Raw genomic sequence first — 19,158 nt, 5'->3', positions numbered from 1 at the left:
GAAAAATAATATGAATCGTAAATTATTCTTAAATGCCTGCATGATAACGTTCACTTATCTTGCGCTGCAATCAACAGCTGTTTCAGCCAAAACAATTCGTGCGGTATCCGGTTTTGGCCCTTCTCATGTTTTGGCTACCACAGCTTATCCAATCATGGCCGAAAAGCTAAAAGATTTCACGGACGGTCGATGGAAAATCCGTGACACACCTTCAGGGCTTTTATCCGTCTCCGAAATGAATCAAGGACTGAAACGGGGAGTTGCTGAAATGGGTACCATTATCATGCCTTATTTCGCTGCTGACTTCACTAACAGTGCTTTAGTGGCTGAATTGTCCGTAGTTGGTACAGACAACCGTGCGATCGCATCAGCTGTAAGCGAGTACATTTCAACCTGCTCTGAATGCATAGCAGAGTTTAGTACAAACGGCCAAGTTTATACGGGCAGCGATGCCACTGTAACGTACGAACTATTAACCCGAGAACCAGTACGAACCAGTAGCGATTTGGCAGGTATGCGCATTCGCACAGCTGGTTCTGTATTTACCCGTTTTATTTCAGAAATGGGGGCCGAGGCGACGCAAATCCCATCCACTGAACTGTTTGAAATGCTCTCTTCAGGTGTCCTTGATGGAACCTACAGCTCGACACCAGATTTAAAAAACCAACGTTTATACGAATCTGTGCGTTACGTCACCAACATTCATCAAGGCGTATTTAATGCTTCTGCTATGCCCAGCCTTAGTAATCGAATCTGGTCAAAAATGAATGAAAAAGACCGCCATGCTCTTATGCACGCAGCGCAGTATGCTCAAGCCGCGAGCATCGCTGGCTGGCGTGACATTTTGAAAGAAGCAACTGCTGAAGGTGAAAAACAAGGCATTACCTTTATTGAGCCCGATGCATCGCTATTAGCTAAAGCGGCTGAATTCAGACAAAAACACATAGCAACCGTTGCCGACACACTAGAGAAACGCGGCGTTGTAAACGCACAAGAAAAGGTTGATCGCTATTTAGCGTTAGTCGAAAAGTGGAACCACCTTGTCGAAGGTGTAGACAGTATCGAAGAACTGGCCGAACTACGTTATAAAGAAATTTGGTCACATCGCAAACTAATGGATTACGCTAACTAATTCGACACAAGTAGGAAAAAAGATGAAGTTTATTGAGCACGCTATTGAACGTCTCACCATTATCTTCGGTTCTGCTGTGTTGGTAATGATGGTCTTACAAATAGTCGTTGATGTTAGTATGCGAACCTTCGCTGATAAAGGGTTAACCGCCACATCAGAACTGGTTAGCCATTATTACATGGTAATGGTGAGTTTTCTGCCTGTGGCTTACTCGGAGCTACGGCGGCGTCATGTCGAGGCCACTATTTTTACAGACTATTTAAACCTAAAAAAACGATTAGTAGTCGAGCTTTTTGGTTTCGTCCTCTCTGTTTTGATATATGGCATTTTGTGTTGGGGGACGCTTCAAGAAGCGCTTTCCAACACAGCCAAAGGTGCTTATATCGAGTCTGGTGTCACCGTTTTTTATACTTGGCCTAGTTATTGGATTTTGCCGGTTTCCTTTGGATTGATGACATTTGTGCTGACGTTTCGCGTTATCAGCACCTTTTCACAGTTTTTTAATGGAAGAATCGATACTCAAGCGGCCTCCCCTAATGCGTTAAACATTACTGTCACGGAAGGAGAAAAATAGATGTTGGAGATTGATCCCGTTTTCATCGGTTATTTTTCGTTAGTCGGTGTATTACTGCTCATCATGATGAGAGTGCCTATTGCTGTGAGCTTATTGACGGTTTCGGGTCTAGGCATTGCAGCCATTGTAGGAGTGGAATCTGCAATCAGTATGGTATCAACCATACCCTATGGTTTTGCTTCAAGTTGGACATTAAGTTCAGTTCCGATGTTCTTATTTATGGGATATTTAGCCTTTCACACTGGCATGACTAAAGGGTTATTTGCCGCCGCACGAGCTTGGCTTGGTTGGCTCCCCAGCGGATTGGCCATTTCCTCCATAGGCGGTGCCAGTGGCTTTGCTGCCGTCACAGGATCCTCCGTTGCTTGTAGTGCAGCAATAGGCCGTATAGCAATTCCAGAAATGCATGCGATGAAGTATGACATTCGCGTCGCTACCGGATCTGTCGCTGCGGGTGGCACTATAGGCGCTTTAATCCCACCGAGTATTTTGTTGATTATTTATGGAATTCAAGCGGAAGAGTCCATTAACGATCTATTTATTGGAGGACTCGCTCTTGGCTTAATATCCATGTTTATGTACTTCATCGTGGTTTGGTTAATATACTTACGTTCTCCGAGCCGACTCCCCAGAGGTGCGAACACCACAACATCGGAAAAATGGTCGGCAAGTTTGCAAATATGGCCTGTACTGGTGTTAGTAAGTGCAGTGTTTGGTGGGTTATTTGGGGGGATTTTTACAGCAACAGAAGCGGGGGCAATTGGCGCGTTTTTTACTTTGATTATTGCGTTTTTCCAAGGATCACTAAGTAAATCTGTTTTTCGAAACAGTTGCTTAGACACACTTTTGTCTAGCGGTTCCTTGTTTATGATTGCGATCGGAGCCAGTCTATTTACTCGCTTAATTGCTCTAACAGGCGTCTCTTTTGAAATTGCAGACTGGATTGATAATCACGGCTTCAGCACGCTTATCATTCTAATGGTGATTATCGTAGTTTATTTGGCTTTGGGTATGTTTTTAGAACCCATTGGCGCGATGTTGCTAACATTGCCGCTCTTTTTACCAATCATTGCAGAACACGGCATTGATACTGTGTGGTTTGGGTTGTTTGTCGCAAAACTATTGGAGATTGGAATGATTACGCCTCCGGTTGGTCTGAATGTATTTGTCATTCATTCCGTTGCTAAAGATTACGCTTCACTAGAAGAGATATTTTCGGGTGTTATTCCATTTATCATTGCTGATTTAATACTCATAATGTTAATGGTTGGCTATCAACAGCTTATTTAAAAAGAGTGCGAGTACGCCTTTCAATTACTATAAGTCATTATGTAAGGCGTATTCGCGTTATCGTAAGTTGAGTTAGCTATAAACCCGTATGCAGTTTCGTCCTGCGGCCTTAGCCTGATACATGGCCGCATCAGCCCTGAAGATCAAATCTTTAATTGAATGAGTCTCGTGAGATTGATTCGTCGCAACTCCAATACTCACGGTGAGTTGAATTTGCGCTATACCCAGATCGAAAGCACTCTTTTCGATGTATTGTCGTAAGTCATTCGCAAATCGCTCTGCCTCATGAACATCGCCCTCGTAGATTAAAACAAATTCCTCCCCACCGTACCGAAAAGACAAATCGTTCATGCGAGTGAACTCTTTTACAATACTCCCAAGTTGGCTAAGAACAAGATCGCCTGCGTGATGGCCATACTTATCATTTATTGATTTAAAAAGATCGATATCAAAGAACAATAACGAAATAGATCGGTTATTCGTTTGAGCATTTGCCATTACCTTCGCACTGATTTCATTCAAATAACGACGATTTAATAAGCCTGAAAGCTCATCTTTAATCGCACAAAAATGAAATCGGTTAATAAATTTTCGTGATACCAGCAGCAAAACAAGTACATTTATCGCTAGGAGCATCAAAGACACAGCGCTATTTCGATACACTTCGCTTTCCGTCGCGCTTTGCAAATCGTCTATGTAGGAGCCGGAACCCAGAACCCACCCCCACTCATCGATTGGCGTCACATAAGCTATCTTAGAAAAATGCGTTTTCCCTCCGGGCTTAAGCCATGAGTAGGTGACAAAACCACCTCCTGACTCTGCTGTGACCAACATATCGTGTACGAATAGCTTTCCATCTATATCCTGCAAGTCAAGCGTTGAACTTCCTACTATGCCCTTTGAAAAGGGATGCATTAGCATTATTCCCTGCTTATCTAGGATCCAAAAATAACCATCATCAGGATACCTAAGCTTATCAAGCATATTAAGCACCTCTGATTTAATATCGGCAGGATCAGAATGAAGGGAGTGTTGCATGGTAATGTGAACAAGCTGCTTTGCCGTCATTACCTGAGATTTAACCGTCGCGTAGCGCTCTTTTTTAAGCAATGAATCTAACTGGTATACTGCAAGAGCAATCACACATACCATTGAAGTCAAGCCCGTAATTGAGATCGCAACGAGAGCAGGTAAGGTATCTGAATATTTTGTCTGAAATGAAAGCAATAGAAGTCCTTTTGAAGTTTGGAACGCCAACTCACACTTATAGTAAGGTTAGTCTAGCTTCCACATTCTCGAAAGGTTCCAATTACACCTTGACTTGATTTCGTCCCGCTTGCTTCGCGAGATACATCAATGAGTCGGCTTTCGCTATCACATCTTTAATCGAACAAACATCGTTAGACGCTCGTGTCGCGACACCAATACTCACCGTGACATGAATATACTGATCACCGAGATTAATTGGGCTATTTTCAATCGCTTGACGTAACTCTTCAGCCATTGCAAACGCCTCTTGTTGATCACTTCTCACAATCATCACAAACTCTTCACCGCCGTACCTAAAGGAAAAGTCTCGAACGCGTGTATGGTTAGACACAATGTCACCAACCTTTGCCAACGTAATATCACCACATTGATGACCATATTCATCATTAACACGCTTAAAGTGATCAATATCGAAGAATAAAACAGAAATCGGTTGTTTATGTGCATCAGCGGACTCGCTAACATCCTGATGAATTTCCTCAAGATAGCGTCGATTTAGTAAGCCTGTCAGTTCGTCTTTAATGGATTTATTATGGAAAATATTGAGATACTTTCTTGCGACAAACAGTAAAACAAGCGTATTTAAGAGCAATAATGTCAGCGCAATCATGGTACTTCGCACAACTTCTGCACTTTTTGCCTCTTCTAGATCGTCAATGTAAGCGCCCGAACCGATGATCCAGCCAAGCTCTTCCACAAGCGTGACATAAGACACTTTTGGATACTGTATGTCCCCGCCCGGTTTCGTCCAGGAATACTCGACAAAACCACCGCCGTCACGCGCAGTCGCAATAATATCACGTACAAACTTATCGCCATCGCGATCTAGCATAGACAGGGTTGACACCCCAACGATGTTGGGAGAATACGGATGCATTAGCATGACGCCGTTAAAATCCAACACCCAAAAATAGCTTTCATCCAGATAACGCAGTTTAGATAGCTCATCAAGCAGCGGCTCTAGTGGCAACTGCTCGAGCATTAATTTTTCACCTAACGTATTTTCTGGCTGAGTGTTCTTATGACTAATCGAAGAAGTCACCAGATGGCGAGCCATCATCACATGCGAACGCACGTGTTGATATCGTTCTTTAGTCAATAATCGGTCCATATTATGGGCCAAAAGAAACACAAGAATAGCCATTGAAATGAGGCTAGTAATGGAAATGACAGCGAGTGCGCGCCACGTATTGGCGTGTCTAAAATTGATCGAAAACAAATCGACTCCTCTATACCTATAACCCATGACCTATCGTTCATGCAAAAACATAGATAAAGTTAGTCCGATTCATTCGCCTCCCTTAATGACGAACGTCGAATCAGTTAAGGAAATTAAGCGGCCACAATAATCGACAAAACCGACTATTAAAAACCATATCACCAGCTTAGTAAAATTTTACACTTAGAGTTTTGATATCTGTCACTATCAAGCCCGTATGTCTTCTTTAATCCAGACATAGAAAAGCCAGCAACGCTGGCTTTTCTATGTTATTTATATTACTTGGCGTGTTTGTGGGCTTTGCGCTGACGCTCACGTTCTAGCTCTTTCTCACGACGGTGTTTCTCAACCGCATCCAGTACTTCCGCACCAATATGCTCTTCACCTCGTGATTTCGCTAACTGAACCTGACGTTCACGCTCAATAAAACGCTTACGCTGTTCGTCAGTATACTTGTCAAAGCAATGCAGACAGCTCACGCCTTGTTCAAACCGTTCGTCTTGCTTCTCTTCTTCAGTGATGGGCATACGACAAGCGTGACATTGATCGTAAGCGCCTTTTTCTAGGTTGTGATTGACAGAAACACGATTATCAAACACAAAACACTCACCTTTCCACATTGACTCTTCTTCTGGAACTTCTTCCAGATACTTAAGAATCCCGCCTTCCAAGTGATAAACCTCTTCAAAACCCTGCTCTTTCATGTAAGCAGTCGATTTCTCACAACGAATACCACCCGTACAAAACATGGCCACTTTTTTCTGCTTCGCAGGGTCCATGTTTTTTTCAACATACTCAGGAAACTCTCGGAATGTATCTGTAACAGGGTTGACCGCATTATCGAACGTGCCAATTTGGTATTCGTAATCATTACGAGTATCGATCAATACAACGTCTGGATCTGAAATAAGAGCATTCCAGTCTTTAGGCTTCACATACGTACCGACGACTTCGCGAGGATCAATACCTTCAACGCCCATCGTTACGATTTCTTTTTTTAGCTTTACTTTCGTGCGGTAGAACGGCATGTCTTCATCGTATGACTCTTTAGACACAATGTTTTCTAAGCCTGGTTGTTGGTCTAACCAAGCTAACATAGCATCAATCCCTTCTCGACTACCTGCCACCGTGCCATTGATGCCTTCATTGGCTAACAGCAAAGTACCACGGACTTCATTTTGCAAGAGGACATCTAACAAAGGCTGACGGAGCGCTTCAAATTGCTCCAACTTAACAAACTTATAAAGGGCACAAACAACGACTTTTGACATAATTTTCTCCTATGCGAACTGGAACGTAAAACCAGAGCAGTTAAACACGGCGCGCATTATAGAGAATTCACACAAAAAAAACGAGCCTATTGATTTGGATCAAGCCTCCCGCCTGCATTATTGTTAATACGAAACCAGCCCGCCACACTGTAACGTGTTTTGGCAGCAGGTAAGACTTCATGCGGAAACGCTTCGCTTAAAAATATCGCAAAGCGCCCTTTGGAAGGCATATAACGCCCGATTTCGAGTTCTTGCTGATGCTCATCGTACAAGACAAACTCACCACCAGCGCGTTCTTCCCACTCGTCATTGAGGTATAAGACCGTCGATAACACTCGATTAGACCGGCCTTGAAACGCATCTACGTGCTTCTCGTAGAAAGCACCGCCCTCATAACGAGCAAAATGTGCTTCGTAATCCCAAAGCCCCAAAATCAGTTTTCGATTTAATGCCACTCTAAGCGCTTCCATCGCCTCTAAGAACTGCTTTCTAACGGGAGAATCAGGTTCGATCCATTGGATGCGGTCGCGGCGGGCGTTTAGTGCCACTTGATGATCAGATGAACGACCGATTCCAGCTTGTTTCATCTGGTCGGGGTTAATAGACTTTGCATCCTGTGCTAACGCATCTATAAACTCTTGTTTGAAAAAGCCGTCGACAATGCACCAACCTTGACTACGAATAGCCTGCACAATCGTATCGAACGATGTATCTTCTGACATAATCGACAGATCCATTTAAACCTCGCAACGCGTAGAGTCAATATTTGATAATCGCGCCATCTTACTGTAGCTTGCCCCCCAACTCATCCGTTTTTTTATTGTTGTTTCTGTTTAAACAAATATTCTGACTTACCGCATGTATAAATTACGTAACTACCAACAAGACGCTGTCGACGCGACCCTCGAACACTTTCGCCAGAGTGACGACAGCGCTGTTATTGTATTACCAACAGGGGCAGGAAAAAGTTTAGTCATTGCAGAATTGGGCCTCCTCGCTAGAGGCAACGTTGTTTGCCTTGCTCATGTAAAAGAGCTGGTCGATCAAAATCACAGTAAACTGGCCGCCTTAGGCGTTGAAACGGGTATTTTTTCCGCTGGTTTAGGACAACGACAACTCAATAAAAAAACAACATTCGCCAGCGTACAAAGTCTCGCCCCCAACCTAGGCCTGTTTAATGACGCGATCAGTCTCTTAATTGTCGACGAATGCCACCGGATTTCAGAAGACGATGAAAGCCAATATCAAAAAGTCATACAGCATTTTAAACAATTGAACCCACGCGTTCGAATACTCGGACTGACCGCGACGCCGTATCGTCTCGACGCAGGCTGGATATACAAACGACACCACTGGGGCTTTTTCAGAGATGCACCCAAAGCATTCTTTGAAAAGTGCATTTATGAACTGCCACTGCGCCGTTTAGTGAATGATGGCTACCTAACGAAACTGATTGTCTACGATGCGGCAGTCGAACAATACGATTTTAGTGCCTTAACCGAATCATTAGACGGTGAGACAGACACGAGCGATTTATCCTTAAACAAACTCGTGTCTAAACATCCGCGCGTCACCAAAGCAATCTGTGAACAAATCTTAGAGCTCAGTCAAAGTCGACAAGGGGTGATGATTTTTGCGTCAACACGAGACCACGCAAACGAAATCATCGGCTACCTTCCCGTCGAAGAGTCCGCTTTAGTGACAGGAGACACTCCCACTAAAGAACGCGATGAGATTATCATCGCATTTAAAAACAAGCGGCTTAAATATCTCGTTAACGTGTCGGTTCTAACCACAGGTTTCGATGCTCCCCATGTTGATGTCATTGCCTTGCTACGGCCAACCGAATCGGTCAGTTTATATCAACAAATTGTCGGGCGAGGACTGCGACTGAGTGACAACAAAAAGGACTGCCTAATTCTGGATTACACCAACCAAGGTTATGACCTTTATCAACCAGAAATAGGCACGAAAAAGCCAAATCCAAACGTAAAACTGGTTCAAGTAGCCTGCCCTCAGTGTGACTTTCAAAACATGTTTTGGGGACAACAAAGCAAAGACGGCGATGTGCTTGAGCACTACGGCCGCCGATGTCAGGCGATCATTGAAACACCTGACGATGAGCAGCAATGCAGTTATCGGTTTGTCTTTAAACGCTGCCCAAATTGCAACGAAGAAAATGACATAGCTGCACGCAAATGTTTGCACTGTAACCATAAACTGATCGACCCAGACGACACACTTAGAAAGGCACTGAGCTTAAAAGACAATAAAGTACTGAGGTGTCAGGCGATTACTGCAAAAATAGACGGAACAAAGCTACATATCACCTATCATGATGAAGACGGTGAAACACTCAAAGAACAGTTTGATTTCTCGGTAAAAAAACACTTAAAACGCTTTAACGACGAGTTTAGCCGAAGACTCGGAAACGGAGCGGTCCCCGTTTCATTTAGCACTATTGATGAGATAAAGCGCTTCCTAGATTATCTACCAAGTCCTGATTTCGTTATTGCAAAAAAACAGAAGGGTAATTATTGGCAAGTGACGGAAAGGCTGTTTGATTACGACGGCCCTTATCGACGAGCAAACGAGCTCTAGGGCGCTGCATTTTGGTAGGACACTTCGAACGGTAAATTCAGGCTTTTCAAACGGGATAAGTTTGCTTTTGAATAGTAATCGCCGCTACTTAAACATGCCATCATCACAAACCAGTAATTGGCGATCATGTTATCCGCAAACAGTTGGGCCATTTCAGAGTCAACACCAACACGTTCAAAACGATTAGCGATGCCAGCAGAGACAATCTTCATTTGCTGACTATGAAAGCCATCAGTCACAAGACTGTCCAGCACTACATTTTGAGTAAACTCTTTCAATTCACCAAAGAAGCGAAATAGAGTTTGGGCAACTTGTTGCAAATAATCACTTGGGGATTCGGTAAATTCTTCTTGCTCAGCATGGCGGGTCAGTGCACCCTCAAGTTCTTCAAAGAAAATCTCTTTGACCAACTCTAATTTGTCAGGGTAATGCACGAAAAACGTCCCCACTGCAACGTTAGCATCGCGGCTAATGTCACGTGTTGTGGTTGCCTCTATTCCATTTTCAAGAAAGGCGCGCTTTGCGACTCTCTTTATGACGTCCTTTGTTTGCTGCTTTTGGAGTGTTCGCTTATTCACTCGTTTTGTCTCCTAGAACCTATAGGCACAGAGTTTATACGAATCTACAAACGGTTAAAATAACATCAAAACAAAGATAAATATTAAGATGTTTTTAAGAAAATGTCAGAGTCAACTATAACGGTAGCTAATAACGAAAAGCGATGCTTTTCTTAAACGCGAACTTATTTTTTAGATCATTGAGAAACGTGGTAATTCGTTCTGCATTTTCACCAAAGTCCTGAACCCCCATACGTGAGCAAGACCTCATATCAATACGCACATAATCATTTTCTTCCATGATACGAACGATAACGTCATCCCTAAAACCAAAAATGGTTGTTCGTGCCGTCGCCTCAACAATACCAGCCGTCGGATATTTAGAAACTATTTGCCACCCTTTCTCATTCATCAGATCAACAGCAGCAGCATACACGCTGTCTTTCGACTTTTTCATTTCTAAAGGTTTAACATTAGGGTAAAATTTATTCTGAAGTTCAGCCCATTCATGGTTGTAGACTAGATCGTTATCCGATGACTTGCGAATGTAAGGAACGTATATATAGGAAGGAGGAACAACGGTGTCGGTGGTAATGTCGTTGATTTTTGGCAAGCCGAGTTTTTGCAAATAAAACGCGATCCACACTGTACTGTACGTCAAAGATACAATGAGTATCAGCCCACAAAAACGTAATTTTCCTGATTCAGAGCGTCTACGAAACAGTAAAACTGATAATGCTGCGATACAAGACAAAACCAGTGCCGCAAACACACTCTTTCGTAAAAAAGAAAACCCAGTTATTGGTTCAATCATCCCCACGCGCACCCCTGCAATAGAGAAGAACGCCATACATCCTACGAAAATCATAGAAAAATAGAGAAAAGGTGAGATATAACGGCTCATAGGGTTCCTGAAATACAAATACAGAACCAACTGTAGCGTGCGTGCGCGACTTCGAACAGAGGTCGAGTAGGTGTTCTTTTTTGATTCCTAGTTTCTTGCATAATTATTATAAAAATACGAGCAATCATGCTAATTCATCGCTTACAATGCGCCTACTTTGCAGGCTGACTTACTTTACACACGATGATTAAACACACACCTCACACGGTTGATATTTTACGCAACGACTGCGCTACACGTTCAAAACGACCTTTTGTTGCTCGCGGCTCCTCGGTTACCCGATGCCCGTCATGCTTAATGGCCGAGAATGCTTGTTTCTGTGATGAACGTCGCCCGACGACCAGCCCTGTCGATTTTATCCTACTTTACCACCGAGACGAAATATTCAAACCCACTAATAGTGGACGACTGATCGCAGATTTATTTCCTGAGCAAACAAAAGCGTATCTATGGAGCAGAACTGAACCAGATAAAGCGTTACTAAAACGTTTAAGCGATCTAAATGGCAAGGTTACGATCCTGTACCCCGAAACGGCACGCAGAATATCTGAGAACTCGATTATTGAATCAGAAAAGTCGGCCTTTCTCGAACGAAGTCAGCAACATACCTTTATTATTTTGGACGGAACGTGGAAGCAAGCCAGTAAGATGCTCCATCAGAGCCGATGGTTAGACTCGATTCCAACATTAGGCATGAGTGAAGCTCAACAAAGAACCTTTCTCGTTCGTCATTCTGGACACGAGATGCAATTTGCCACAGCGGAAGTCGTCAGTATGTTACTCGCTCAACTTGCCTTGCCAGTCGAAAGTGACCAACTCCTTAGTTATTACCAGATGTTTAACAGACGTTGCCTTAAGAGCCGAAAACGCGGTAACGATTTATAAACCGCATTTTTATGCGTCTTATATCGTTTTATTAAAAGACAGCGTCTTTACAAGAAGTCACGGTTAATACGGTGCTTTGAACGCTCCAACACGTAAACATGGGCTAAACTCAATTGAGTTAAGTAAGCGAAAACGAGTTTGAACATGTTGCGAGCATTGATCTGTTTCTACATGACGCTAGTCGCCATAGTAATTCTCCCAAAATGGTATATGAAAGATGACTTAATGGGCCTGGAAGAAAGGCCCTCATGCCATAAGCGACGCCAATCGAAAGCTTACCGTAACAAACTAAAAATCGTACGCAGCCTATGGACTGGCATCGGGGTATTGATGCTCGCCTTCCCTTATTTACCGGTTATCGCCGTTTCGGCCATGTTTGCGACCTGCTTGTCGTTTGCCATATTGGATGAGACGTAATACTCGTTACACAGGACGATTAAGGACTCTCGCAAACCCGTCAGTACAAAACTGAACGCCTTGCTTTTTCTTTCGTCCAACCAAAACAGGTCCATTGTCTAGGAATAAAAAGGCCTTCCAGGTTCGCTTAAATACGCCCCAAGTGGTTTCAAATACAATATCGCTGCTGCAACAGTAAAAGACTTTCGTATCGTCGCCCCAATGACTCAAGTGCTCTACTACAAAATCAGGAAGCGATTCTTCTTCTGATTCCCACCGGGGTTCCCAAGCTTCACGGCCCGCTTCATTCGCCGTATCGACGACCCAATCCTCTTCTTTCAACAGCTCTGGATGCAAATGGTTTGCACTAATATAGTCTCGCCAAATATCAGCGGCTTTAGACTCAGACAACCATTTTATCTCCCGTTTGTCTTCTTCAGACACAAAAGGATCCTGACGATTAAAGACCCATGATTTAGAAAAAGAAGATAACGGCACGTAATTCGACATGTAACAAACCCAAAAAATAGATGAAAAAAACTAACCAAAATGGTGAAAAAGCATCGTTTGCTCCCTTAAAACGGGAAGAGTAACCTTGCATTTGTTGTAATAAAACAACATTTTTAAAATCAATCACTCATTTAACTCAGGAGCACATTATGGACTCTCAAGAACAATACGAAGCATTGCTAGCACGTTGGGGTTTCGAAGACCGCCGTCTAGAGAGACAAACGCGTCGTCAGAAGCAAAAAGAAATGATTGCTAACGTAGCGTCTTTGTTTAAAGGTTTGGTGCATACTATGTTACACACAGGTACTAAGCCATCCTCTCTACAAACAACGCACTAAACAATTGATTCATCACAGCATTAGTTGCAGTGAAAATAATTATACTGCAATTTACGTTAAATCTTAGTTTATGCGGGGAGAAAAAAAACAATATCCCCCTCTTTCCTTTCTTTGTAACACTCTTTTTAGATACTATCTATGTCATGCATGAGTCACTGACTCACGCTTGCCCATCCATTTGTTCTCATTAGCCATTACTTATTAACAGCCAAAGCTTATCAATAACCAAAGCGGAGTAATCAGATGTCTTTAGACTACCATGCCATAATTTTCGATTGCGACGGAGTGATTGTAGATACTGAGACCATTTCAAACCGCGTTATGTTTGAACTACTAAACGAAAAGGGCATTCAAATTAGTTTAGACACAATTCATCAAGAATTTACGGGTTATACGACGCAACACAACCTCGACACAATTGAGAAATTAGCTCACGTTAAGCTTCAAGATGACTTCGTTCTCGAATACAAGGCACGGTTCGAAAAGCACATTGATCAGTTTTTAGCACCTATTAACGGCGTCCCTGAGTTGCTAAGTAAAATCCAATCCCCTTTCGCGATGGCGACGAATGCAAACCGCAAAGAGATGGATTACAAACTCAACAAAATCGGTTTAATAGAAGCGTTTAAAACCCGCTTTTGTGTGGAAGATGTCGAAAAAGGAAAGCCCGCACCCGACATGTACCTAAAAGCGGCAGAAGCACTTAATGTCACACCAAGCAACTGTATTGTAATAGAGGACTCTGTTGCAGGCATTACAGCTGGCGTAGCAGCTGGCGCAACGGTATTTGCTTACAGCGCGATGGTAGACCCTGCCGATCAAATGAAAGCTGGCGCGACAAAAACATTCGCCTCAATGAAAGAGCTCGAAGCACTTCTAGGGCTTTAGTAAAAGAAAGACTTAAACAGAAAAGAAAAGAAGAGAAGAAAGTCGCGACAGACTCGATATTGTCACGACTTTTTAGATTACAAGAAACGCCTACCGTTTTTGCAGTTGTTTCAGCAAACTGCGAGGCAGATCTTTAAATGTCAGAGAGCCGGTATTTTCGTCAAACTCAACCGATTGCCCAATAAGGTCCGCATCAAAGCTCAATGTCATCGTACGATTAGAGCCAGAAACTCTCGTTAGCTTTTTAAGTGCGGCTTTTTCTACGAATACTTCTTTTTCGATGTTAAACGCATCAGATTCCGCAATTTCCAGAAATTGATTGGCTTGCTCAGACGAAAAGCGATTCTCAATTTGTTTCGCAATGTCAGTAATTTCAATCGGCTGGCGTTCTTCCGCACGTTCCAAACACTGCTCAGAGACGCTTCGGCGAAATTCATTCGCTTCCTTTGTTGGAAGGGACGCAGCTTGACAAAAAGCGGCCGCAGCCTCCACAAGTTGTCGAGTCTCCTTCGCGGCGACTTTTGGTTCATCACAACCAATAAACTTGGTGAAATATTCACTCTCTTGCTTTGGTGCACGACCAAAACGAAATGCAATGTACCGAGACTCTTCTCGATCATGATAAGCCGAGAGATTAACACGCATTGCCATGTGTAACTTCTCAGTCTCTAACTGCTCGACTTGTGCGAAGGTCAAATCAGAGCCAAGCGTCAGACCTTGCTTTCTTTTCATTAATACAATGAACAAAAAATGCGTGCCTTCAACTTCATAATGATTAAACCAAAGTAAACCGCCTTCCGTTTCTTCTACGGATTCAATATGGCGAACAAAATCGGTCGCGACTGCTTTCGAAAAAGCCGCAAAATCGTCGAACGCCGCACCGTCAAAATGGCGATGCAAAAGAGCGGGCAATTTCGCTCCGTCTTCACTGCCTTCTTCATTACTAAAACGCCCAGTGTTCATACCTGATCGGTTAAATAGATTGGTAACCTGACCTGCTAATGCCTGTGCATCCTCGTCTATTGGGTTTTCATTCGGACGAGCAACCAACATGGCTTTTGACTCGTTCATTGGCTTTTGCACTTCGTGCACAATTAAGTTGACAATAGACACTCACAACCTCTTGCGTTTACTATGGATGGTTAGTTACAAAAATATTTCGGCATTTCGACGCCTATGCGCTCTATAGTAGTATATTGAGCACTTAATTTTGGCAATACTGCCGATGATTGCATAATAGAAAACAGCGACTTTTCTTAATGGTAAAAAAAGCACGTATTATGGCATCACGCCGACATAAATTTTCTAAACCTAAATCGAAAGCCGATACGCGTGAAGAGATCAACTCACAAGTGGATCAATTTCTTCAACAAAAAGGCGAAATTCAGCAGGTTAAGATGGGGGAATCAGGCCTCCAAGACGGCAAGTATAACACGAGCCATCTAGGATTTATCGAGCCGAAAAAAGAACGTACACCACTAAATGACGTTATTGCTGAAATGCAGCAACGAAATGCGGCTAAAAAACCCCAGACAACGCCTGAAAAGACGAAACGCCCAAAGAAAAAAATCATCTATGATGATTTTGGAGAGCCAATACGATGGGTTTGGGAAGACGAATAGACAGACAAGTACAACATGTAAGCACTCGAACACTCTTTCTGTACCTATAGTCCCTCAAGCAACGTGTCGTTTTGATATAACGGTAACGATAAAGCAGTAAAACAATCATAATCAGGAGAGAGTTATGAGTATTCAGTATTTACACGCCATGATAAGAACGACCGACCCAGAGGCAAGCCATGACTTTTACACACAAGGCCTGGGACTAATCCAAACTCGACGTTACGACAGCGAAAAAGGGCAATTCTCGCTTATTTATTATGCCTCTGAGCAAGGTGCGCCAGAAGTTGAACTGACTCACAACTGGGATGACAGAACCTATGAAAATGGCGATCAGTTCGGTCACCTAGCATTCAGAGTCGACGATATATACGCTGTGTGCGCCAACCTACAGTCGATGGGCGTGACAATACTCCGTCCCCCAAGAGATGGACACATGGCCTTTATAAAGGACCCTAACGGCATTTCTATTGAGTTACTGCAAGCAGGTGACTCACTTACACCAAAAGAACCTTGGGCGAGTATGGAAAACACAGGGTCTTGGTAAACCCGTTTACACATAGTTACAATAAAAACATTGCCACTGCAGAAAGATACAAACTTGATGTAGTAATGTTGCTCACGAGGTCATACTATTAGATTATTAAATAAGCGGGTGTACCGAGATGTTCAAACTTTCTTCTAGACATAAAATTGCAACAGCACTGCTACTAGCAGGGTTTGGTGCAGCCGTGTCTGCAGAGTCTTTGTACAACCCGAATATTGCCTCTCGTTTGGCTGATGGTGATAGAGACGGCGTTATTGATGCACGAGACCATTGTGCAAACACACCAGCAGGTTCCCGCGTTGATAATGTTGGATGCAGTGCTGAGTCATCCAAGCTTTTGTCCGTCGAATTAAACATTTTATTTGACTCGGGCAAAGATATTGTAAAACCTCGCTACTATTCAGAAGTTAAGAAATTAGCTGACTTCATGCGTAAAAACCCGCAATCCTCTATTGTGATTGAAGGTCATACTGACGACGTGGGAAGCGAAGAGTTAAACTTAGGCCTATCTCAACGCAGAGCGTCCGCCATCGCAAGCGTACTAACAGATAGCTTTATGGTTCGTAAAAGCCGCGTAAAAGGCGTTGGTTACGGCGAGACTAGACCTATTGCAACAAATGATACTGCCACAGGTCGTGAACAAAACCGTCGCGTTGTCGCTGAGATTTTTGCTCGTCAAACAGCAGATGTAAAACGTTGGACAATTTACAGCGTTGATCAGAACACCGCCCTTCTCTCTGATCGTTAGAAACATCGCTTTTTAGCTCCCTACTATTTCTATCGTTACGCCCCCCTGTAACTATAGGACTCTGTAACTCTAAGCCTCCGTAGCTAACAAAACTCTATAGCCGCAAACCTCTATCGTTACAGTGAGCAGGATAATGAACACTTTGTAGCTGCAAACCATCACCTCAGAGAAGTAAAAAAGTTCACGCCCAACTGTTATCCCCTAACTGTTCTCCCTTAACTGTTCTCCCTTAACTAGGCAGAAAAGCAGGAATGGTCGTATAAAAAAGTATTTAACAAAAAAAGAGAGGGCAAGTGCCACTCTCTTTTTTTGTTTCAGTTTTCTCAAATGAATCTAAGCGATGTCAATTGAAGTCTGTATTAACCTACTGAAGTTTAAATTGACTGACCTGCTGCTGAAGGTCACCCGCAAATCTAAGCATTTCATTACTCGCATCTTCATTTTGACCTGCTTCTGAGGCCGTATTTTTCGAAGACTCTTTGAGTAAGTCACTGGTAATACGAATTTGCTCGGCAACAGCACTCTGCTCTTCGGTAGCACTGGCAACCTCTTGCATACGCGCACGCACTTGCTCTGCTGCTGAGCGAATTTCTTCCAATGTTTGTCCTGCGTGCTCAACTTGTGCAACCGTTTCTTCTACTTGATGGCCGCCTTGCAACATACGTGATGATGCGTTATTCGCATTCGCTTGCAGCTTTTCCACTACATCTCGAATTTCTTGCGTTGACTCTTGAACACGTTTAGCCAGCCCTCGAACTTCATCCGCAACCACAGCAAAACCTCTACCCTGCTCTCCAGCACGAGCGGCTTCAATAGCAGCGTTCAATGCAAGTAAGTTTGTCTGCTCAGCCACCTCATTAATCACTTCTACCACGTTACCAATGTCGGTACTGTCGTTTTCTACTTGATTAATCGCTTGCGTAGCCAGCGCAAACTCTTCTTTTAACTTAATAATTGCGCTTGAGACACTGCCGACAACGTCAGAGCCTTTGTCTGCAAGTTCGGTGGTTAAGAATGCCTCATCCGATGCAACGGACGCGTTTGTCGCGACGTGCTGAATGGAATGAGACACTTCGGTAATCGCATTCGATACTTCCGCCGTCTCGACGTTACTTCTTTCCGCAACATTGCGCATATCATTGCTAGAGTTCACCACCTGTGTCGAAGCAGACGAAATCTCATATCCAGATCTTTGAACACTGGTGATAAGGGACACGAAGCTGTCTAGCATTCTCGATGTCGATAACGTTAATCGATCAACTTCATTACGTGTGTTTTCGTCCACTTTAACCTCAAGCTTATCGGTCAACTCGCCTTTTCCAACACGCTCTAAAATTTGCGTTATCCCTTGTAGGGGCTTAAGTGATCGGCTGACAAAGTAACCCAAAGCAACAACAAGGACTAATACCGCAACAGCAGAAAAGAGAAACAAAGCGACCAACAAAGGTGTAATTTGATCAAGACGCTCACTTCGCATACTCACACCATAAATGGTCCAAGGTGAGTTAGGGACTTTTTCAAAGCTGACCAGAATATCGCCGTACTTCGCTCTTGAGGTTTCAAAAGAGCCTTTTTCATCGGACAATAACATTTGCAGCTCTTGGTTATCGTCGTATATTTTCGTTAAAGACACATCATGGTGGGTCTTATGCGCAATCAAATAACCTTTGAGCGATGTATCGTTGTAAACAAGTGCCGCATAACCACTATCGCCAAACTTGACCTCTTCAAGGTTGTCTCGAAGCTCAGCCAACATTTTCGAGATAGGGAAACCGACGTACAATATCGCAATAACCTTGTTAGAAGAGTTTGTTACTGGAACGTATTTGGTCAAATACGCTTTTCCGAATAACTTCGCTTCACCCACAAAGCTTTGTCCGTTGATCAAACGTTGATACGCTGGATGAGACCTACCTAAATACGTGCCTATCGTGCGTTTGCCTTGCTCATTTCTTAGGGATGTCGCAACACGAATAAAATCGTCACCACTGCGAGCAAATACCGTTGCCGTACCTCCCGTCACCTTGGTAAATTGATCGACTTTAGAAAAGTCCTGCGCAACGGATTTGCCCTCATAGGTCAAACTCGGAGCCTTATTTCCCGCAATCGTCACACTGCGCTGTTCATCAAGCTGAAAACCTTGATCATAATAACTGCCAAATACCGATGAGAGCATATCTGTACTTCGAATAAACGAACCGTAGATCGTCGCTAACTGCGACGATAACATATCAACTTTTCGTTCTTGCTCATCGTTTTGTAAAGACGTTAGAACGCCAACAGATTGAAAACCGACAACGACAATAAAAACCGCCATTACAGTGCTGACTAACAGAAACGCGCCTAACCGCAACTGTTGAGCCAAAGACCATTTACTAACCGCCATGATTACTCCATTTGCATAAGC

General features: G+C 43.3%; 20 protein-coding genes. 11 read left to right on the top strand and 9 right to left on the bottom strand.

Annotated features, from left to right (window positions below; genetic code table 11):
* Positions 1–10: 10 nt before the first annotated feature.
* The 3 genes from MARME_RS08340 to MARME_RS08330 are packed head-to-tail and all read left to right on the top strand — an operon-like array spanning position 11 to position 2,996.
* Positions 11–1,132 carry a C4-dicarboxylate TRAP transporter substrate-binding protein gene (locus tag MARME_RS08340; RefSeq protein ID WP_013660814.1) on the top strand — a complete coding sequence of 374 codons (1,122 nt, stop codon included), beginning with the start codon at positions 11–13 and terminating at the stop codon, positions 1,130–1,132.
* 22 nt (positions 1,133–1,154) lie between these two features.
* Positions 1,155–1,706, top strand: coding sequence for a TRAP transporter small permease (locus tag MARME_RS08335; RefSeq protein WP_013660813.1), 552 nt, complete (start codon positions 1,155–1,157; stop codon positions 1,704–1,706).
* Complete coding sequence (locus tag MARME_RS08330; RefSeq protein ID WP_013660812.1) at positions 1,707–2,996, top strand: TRAP transporter large permease; 1,290 nt, start codon at positions 1,707–1,709, stop codon at positions 2,994–2,996.
* Between the two features lie 72 nt (positions 2,997–3,068).
* Here the strand turns inward: MARME_RS08330 and MARME_RS08325 are convergent, their stop codons facing one another.
* The 4 genes from MARME_RS08325 to MARME_RS08310 form a co-directional block, all read right to left on the bottom strand.
* A complete protein-coding gene (locus MARME_RS08325; RefSeq protein WP_013660811.1) occupies positions 3,069–4,223 on the bottom strand; it encodes a cache domain-containing protein in 1,155 nt (384 codons plus the stop codon).
* Between the two features lie 82 nt (positions 4,224–4,305).
* Positions 4,306–5,484 (bottom strand): diguanylate cyclase, encoded by a 1,179-nt coding sequence (locus MARME_RS08320; protein ID WP_013660810.1) that lies wholly within the window; start codon positions 5,482–5,484, stop codon positions 4,306–4,308.
* A 278-nt stretch (positions 5,485–5,762) separates the two neighbouring features.
* Positions 5,763–6,755 carry an oxygen-dependent tRNA uridine(34) hydroxylase TrhO gene (trhO, locus tag MARME_RS08315; protein ID WP_013660809.1) on the bottom strand — a complete coding sequence of 331 codons (993 nt, stop codon included), beginning with the start codon at positions 6,753–6,755 and terminating at the stop codon, positions 5,763–5,765.
* An 86-nt stretch (positions 6,756–6,841) separates the two neighbouring features.
* Positions 6,842–7,492, bottom strand: a complete 651-nt coding sequence (locus MARME_RS08310) for a 2OG-Fe(II) oxygenase (RefSeq protein WP_013660808.1) — start codon at positions 7,490–7,492, stop codon at positions 6,842–6,844.
* A 121-nt stretch (positions 7,493–7,613) separates the two neighbouring features.
* Between MARME_RS08310 and MARME_RS08305 the strand changes: the two genes are divergently transcribed.
* Positions 7,614–9,356 carry a DEAD/DEAH box helicase gene (locus MARME_RS08305; RefSeq protein ID WP_013660807.1) on the top strand — a complete coding sequence of 581 codons (1,743 nt, stop codon included), beginning with the start codon at positions 7,614–7,616 and terminating at the stop codon, positions 9,354–9,356.
* On the opposite strand, the gene MARME_RS08300 is transcribed toward MARME_RS08305, so the two are convergent.
* Entirely contained in the window at positions 9,353–9,934 is a 582-nt protein-coding gene (locus tag MARME_RS08300) for a TetR/AcrR family transcriptional regulator (RefSeq protein WP_013660806.1), read from the bottom strand. The genes MARME_RS08305 and MARME_RS08300 overlap by 4 nt on opposite strands.
* Before the next feature lie 127 nt (positions 9,935–10,061).
* Positions 10,062–10,817 carry a DUF1499 domain-containing protein gene (locus MARME_RS08295; RefSeq protein WP_013660805.1) on the bottom strand — a complete coding sequence of 252 codons (756 nt, stop codon included), beginning with the start codon at positions 10,815–10,817 and terminating at the stop codon, positions 10,062–10,064.
* A gap of 183 nt (positions 10,818–11,000) precedes the next feature.
* Between MARME_RS08295 and MARME_RS08290 the strand changes: the two genes are divergently transcribed.
* Together MARME_RS08290 and MARME_RS08285 are read left to right on the top strand one after the other, a co-directional pair.
* Complete coding sequence (locus MARME_RS08290; RefSeq protein WP_013660804.1) at positions 11,001–11,702, top strand: tRNA-uridine aminocarboxypropyltransferase; 702 nt, start codon at positions 11,001–11,003, stop codon at positions 11,700–11,702.
* A gap of 144 nt (positions 11,703–11,846) precedes the next feature.
* Positions 11,847–12,119, top strand: a complete 273-nt coding sequence (locus tag MARME_RS08285) for a hypothetical protein (protein WP_013660803.1) — start codon at positions 11,847–11,849, stop codon at positions 12,117–12,119.
* 6 nt (positions 12,120–12,125) lie between these two features.
* Here MARME_RS08285 and MARME_RS08280 read toward each other — a convergent pair whose 3' ends face one another.
* Positions 12,126–12,608: a DUF2947 domain-containing protein gene (locus MARME_RS08280; RefSeq protein WP_013660802.1), complete on the bottom strand. Its 483-nt coding sequence runs from the start codon at positions 12,606–12,608 to the stop codon at positions 12,126–12,128.
* Between the two features lie 149 nt (positions 12,609–12,757).
* Between MARME_RS08280 and MARME_RS08275 the strand changes: the two genes are divergently transcribed.
* Together MARME_RS08275 and MARME_RS08270 are read left to right on the top strand one after the other, a co-directional pair.
* Positions 12,758–12,946 carry a hypothetical protein gene (locus tag MARME_RS08275; RefSeq protein WP_013660801.1) on the top strand — a complete coding sequence of 63 codons (189 nt, stop codon included), beginning with the start codon at positions 12,758–12,760 and terminating at the stop codon, positions 12,944–12,946.
* Between the two features lie 243 nt (positions 12,947–13,189).
* Positions 13,190–13,834, top strand: a complete 645-nt coding sequence (locus MARME_RS08270; protein ID WP_013660800.1) for an HAD family hydrolase — start codon at positions 13,190–13,192, stop codon at positions 13,832–13,834.
* Between the two features lie 90 nt (positions 13,835–13,924).
* Here the strand turns inward: MARME_RS08270 and MARME_RS08265 are convergent, their stop codons facing one another.
* Positions 13,925–14,947 (bottom strand): nucleoid-associated protein, encoded by a 1,023-nt coding sequence (locus MARME_RS08265; protein ID WP_013660799.1) that lies wholly within the window; start codon positions 14,945–14,947, stop codon positions 13,925–13,927.
* A 167-nt stretch (positions 14,948–15,114) separates the two neighbouring features.
* Here MARME_RS08265 and MARME_RS08260 point away from each other — a divergent pair, with 167 nt between their 5' ends.
* From MARME_RS08260 to MARME_RS08250, 3 genes are all read left to right on the top strand, one after another.
* Positions 15,115–15,456, top strand: a complete 342-nt coding sequence (locus MARME_RS08260) for a hypothetical protein (RefSeq protein WP_041648436.1) — start codon at positions 15,115–15,117, stop codon at positions 15,454–15,456.
* Positions 15,457–15,580: 124 nt separating this feature from the next.
* Entirely contained in the window at positions 15,581–16,003 is a 423-nt protein-coding gene (locus MARME_RS08255; protein ID WP_013660797.1) for a VOC family protein, read from the top strand.
* Between the two features lie 118 nt (positions 16,004–16,121).
* On the top strand, positions 16,122–16,751 hold the full coding sequence (locus MARME_RS08250) for an OmpA family protein (protein WP_013660796.1): 630 nt from the start codon (positions 16,122–16,124) through the stop codon (positions 16,749–16,751).
* A gap of 364 nt (positions 16,752–17,115) precedes the next feature.
* On the opposite strand, the gene MARME_RS08245 is transcribed toward MARME_RS08250, so the two are convergent.
* Positions 17,116–19,137, bottom strand: a complete 2,022-nt coding sequence (locus tag MARME_RS08245; protein ID WP_013660795.1) for a methyl-accepting chemotaxis protein — start codon at positions 19,135–19,137, stop codon at positions 17,116–17,118.
* Positions 19,138–19,158: the final 21 nt, after the last annotated feature.

Origin of the sequence: Marinomonas mediterranea MMB-1 (assembly GCF_000192865.1) — a bacterium.
Taxonomy (GTDB): domain Bacteria; phylum Pseudomonadota; class Gammaproteobacteria; order Pseudomonadales; family Marinomonadaceae; genus Marinomonas; species Marinomonas mediterranea.
The sequence above is the reverse complement of the archived record's forward strand: the minus strand, read 5'-3'. Positions and strand labels throughout refer to the sequence as shown.

Excerpts from the sequence above, each read along its gene's own strand:
- MARME_RS08340 (WP_013660814.1), top strand. The coding sequence starts at position 11 with ATGAATCGTAAATTATTCTTAAATGCCTGCATGATAACGTTCACTTAT.
- MARME_RS08335 (WP_013660813.1), top strand. The coding sequence starts at position 1,155 with ATGAAGTTTATTGAGCACGCTATTGAACGTCTCACCATTATCTTCGGT.
- MARME_RS08330 (WP_013660812.1), top strand. The coding sequence starts at position 1,707 with ATGTTGGAGATTGATCCCGTTTTCATCGGTTATTTTTCGTTAGTCGGT.
- trhO (WP_013660809.1), bottom strand. The coding sequence starts at position 6,755 with ATGTCAAAAGTCGTTGTTTGTGCCCTTTATAAGTTTGTTAAGTTGGAG.
- MARME_RS08310 (WP_013660808.1), bottom strand. The coding sequence starts at position 7,492 with ATGGATCTGTCGATTATGTCAGAAGATACATCGTTCGATACGATTGTG.
- MARME_RS08305 (WP_013660807.1), top strand. The coding sequence starts at position 7,614 with ATGTATAAATTACGTAACTACCAACAAGACGCTGTCGACGCGACCCTC.
- MARME_RS08295 (WP_013660805.1), bottom strand. The coding sequence starts at position 10,817 with ATGAGCCGTTATATCTCACCTTTTCTCTATTTTTCTATGATTTTCGTA.
- MARME_RS08290 (WP_013660804.1), top strand. The coding sequence starts at position 11,001 with ATGATTAAACACACACCTCACACGGTTGATATTTTACGCAACGACTGC.
- MARME_RS08285 (WP_013660803.1), top strand. The coding sequence starts at position 11,847 with ATGTTGCGAGCATTGATCTGTTTCTACATGACGCTAGTCGCCATAGTA.
- MARME_RS08280 (WP_013660802.1), bottom strand. The coding sequence starts at position 12,608 with ATGTCGAATTACGTGCCGTTATCTTCTTTTTCTAAATCATGGGTCTTT.
- MARME_RS08275 (WP_013660801.1), top strand. The coding sequence starts at position 12,758 with ATGGACTCTCAAGAACAATACGAAGCATTGCTAGCACGTTGGGGTTTC.
- MARME_RS08270 (WP_013660800.1), top strand. The coding sequence starts at position 13,190 with ATGTCTTTAGACTACCATGCCATAATTTTCGATTGCGACGGAGTGATT.
- MARME_RS08260 (WP_041648436.1), top strand. The coding sequence starts at position 15,115 with ATGGCATCACGCCGACATAAATTTTCTAAACCTAAATCGAAAGCCGAT.
- MARME_RS08255 (WP_013660797.1), top strand. The coding sequence starts at position 15,581 with ATGAGTATTCAGTATTTACACGCCATGATAAGAACGACCGACCCAGAG.
- MARME_RS08250 (WP_013660796.1), top strand. The coding sequence starts at position 16,122 with ATGTTCAAACTTTCTTCTAGACATAAAATTGCAACAGCACTGCTACTA.
- MARME_RS08245 (WP_013660795.1), bottom strand. The coding sequence starts at position 19,137 with ATGGCGGTTAGTAAATGGTCTTTGGCTCAACAGTTGCGGTTAGGCGCG.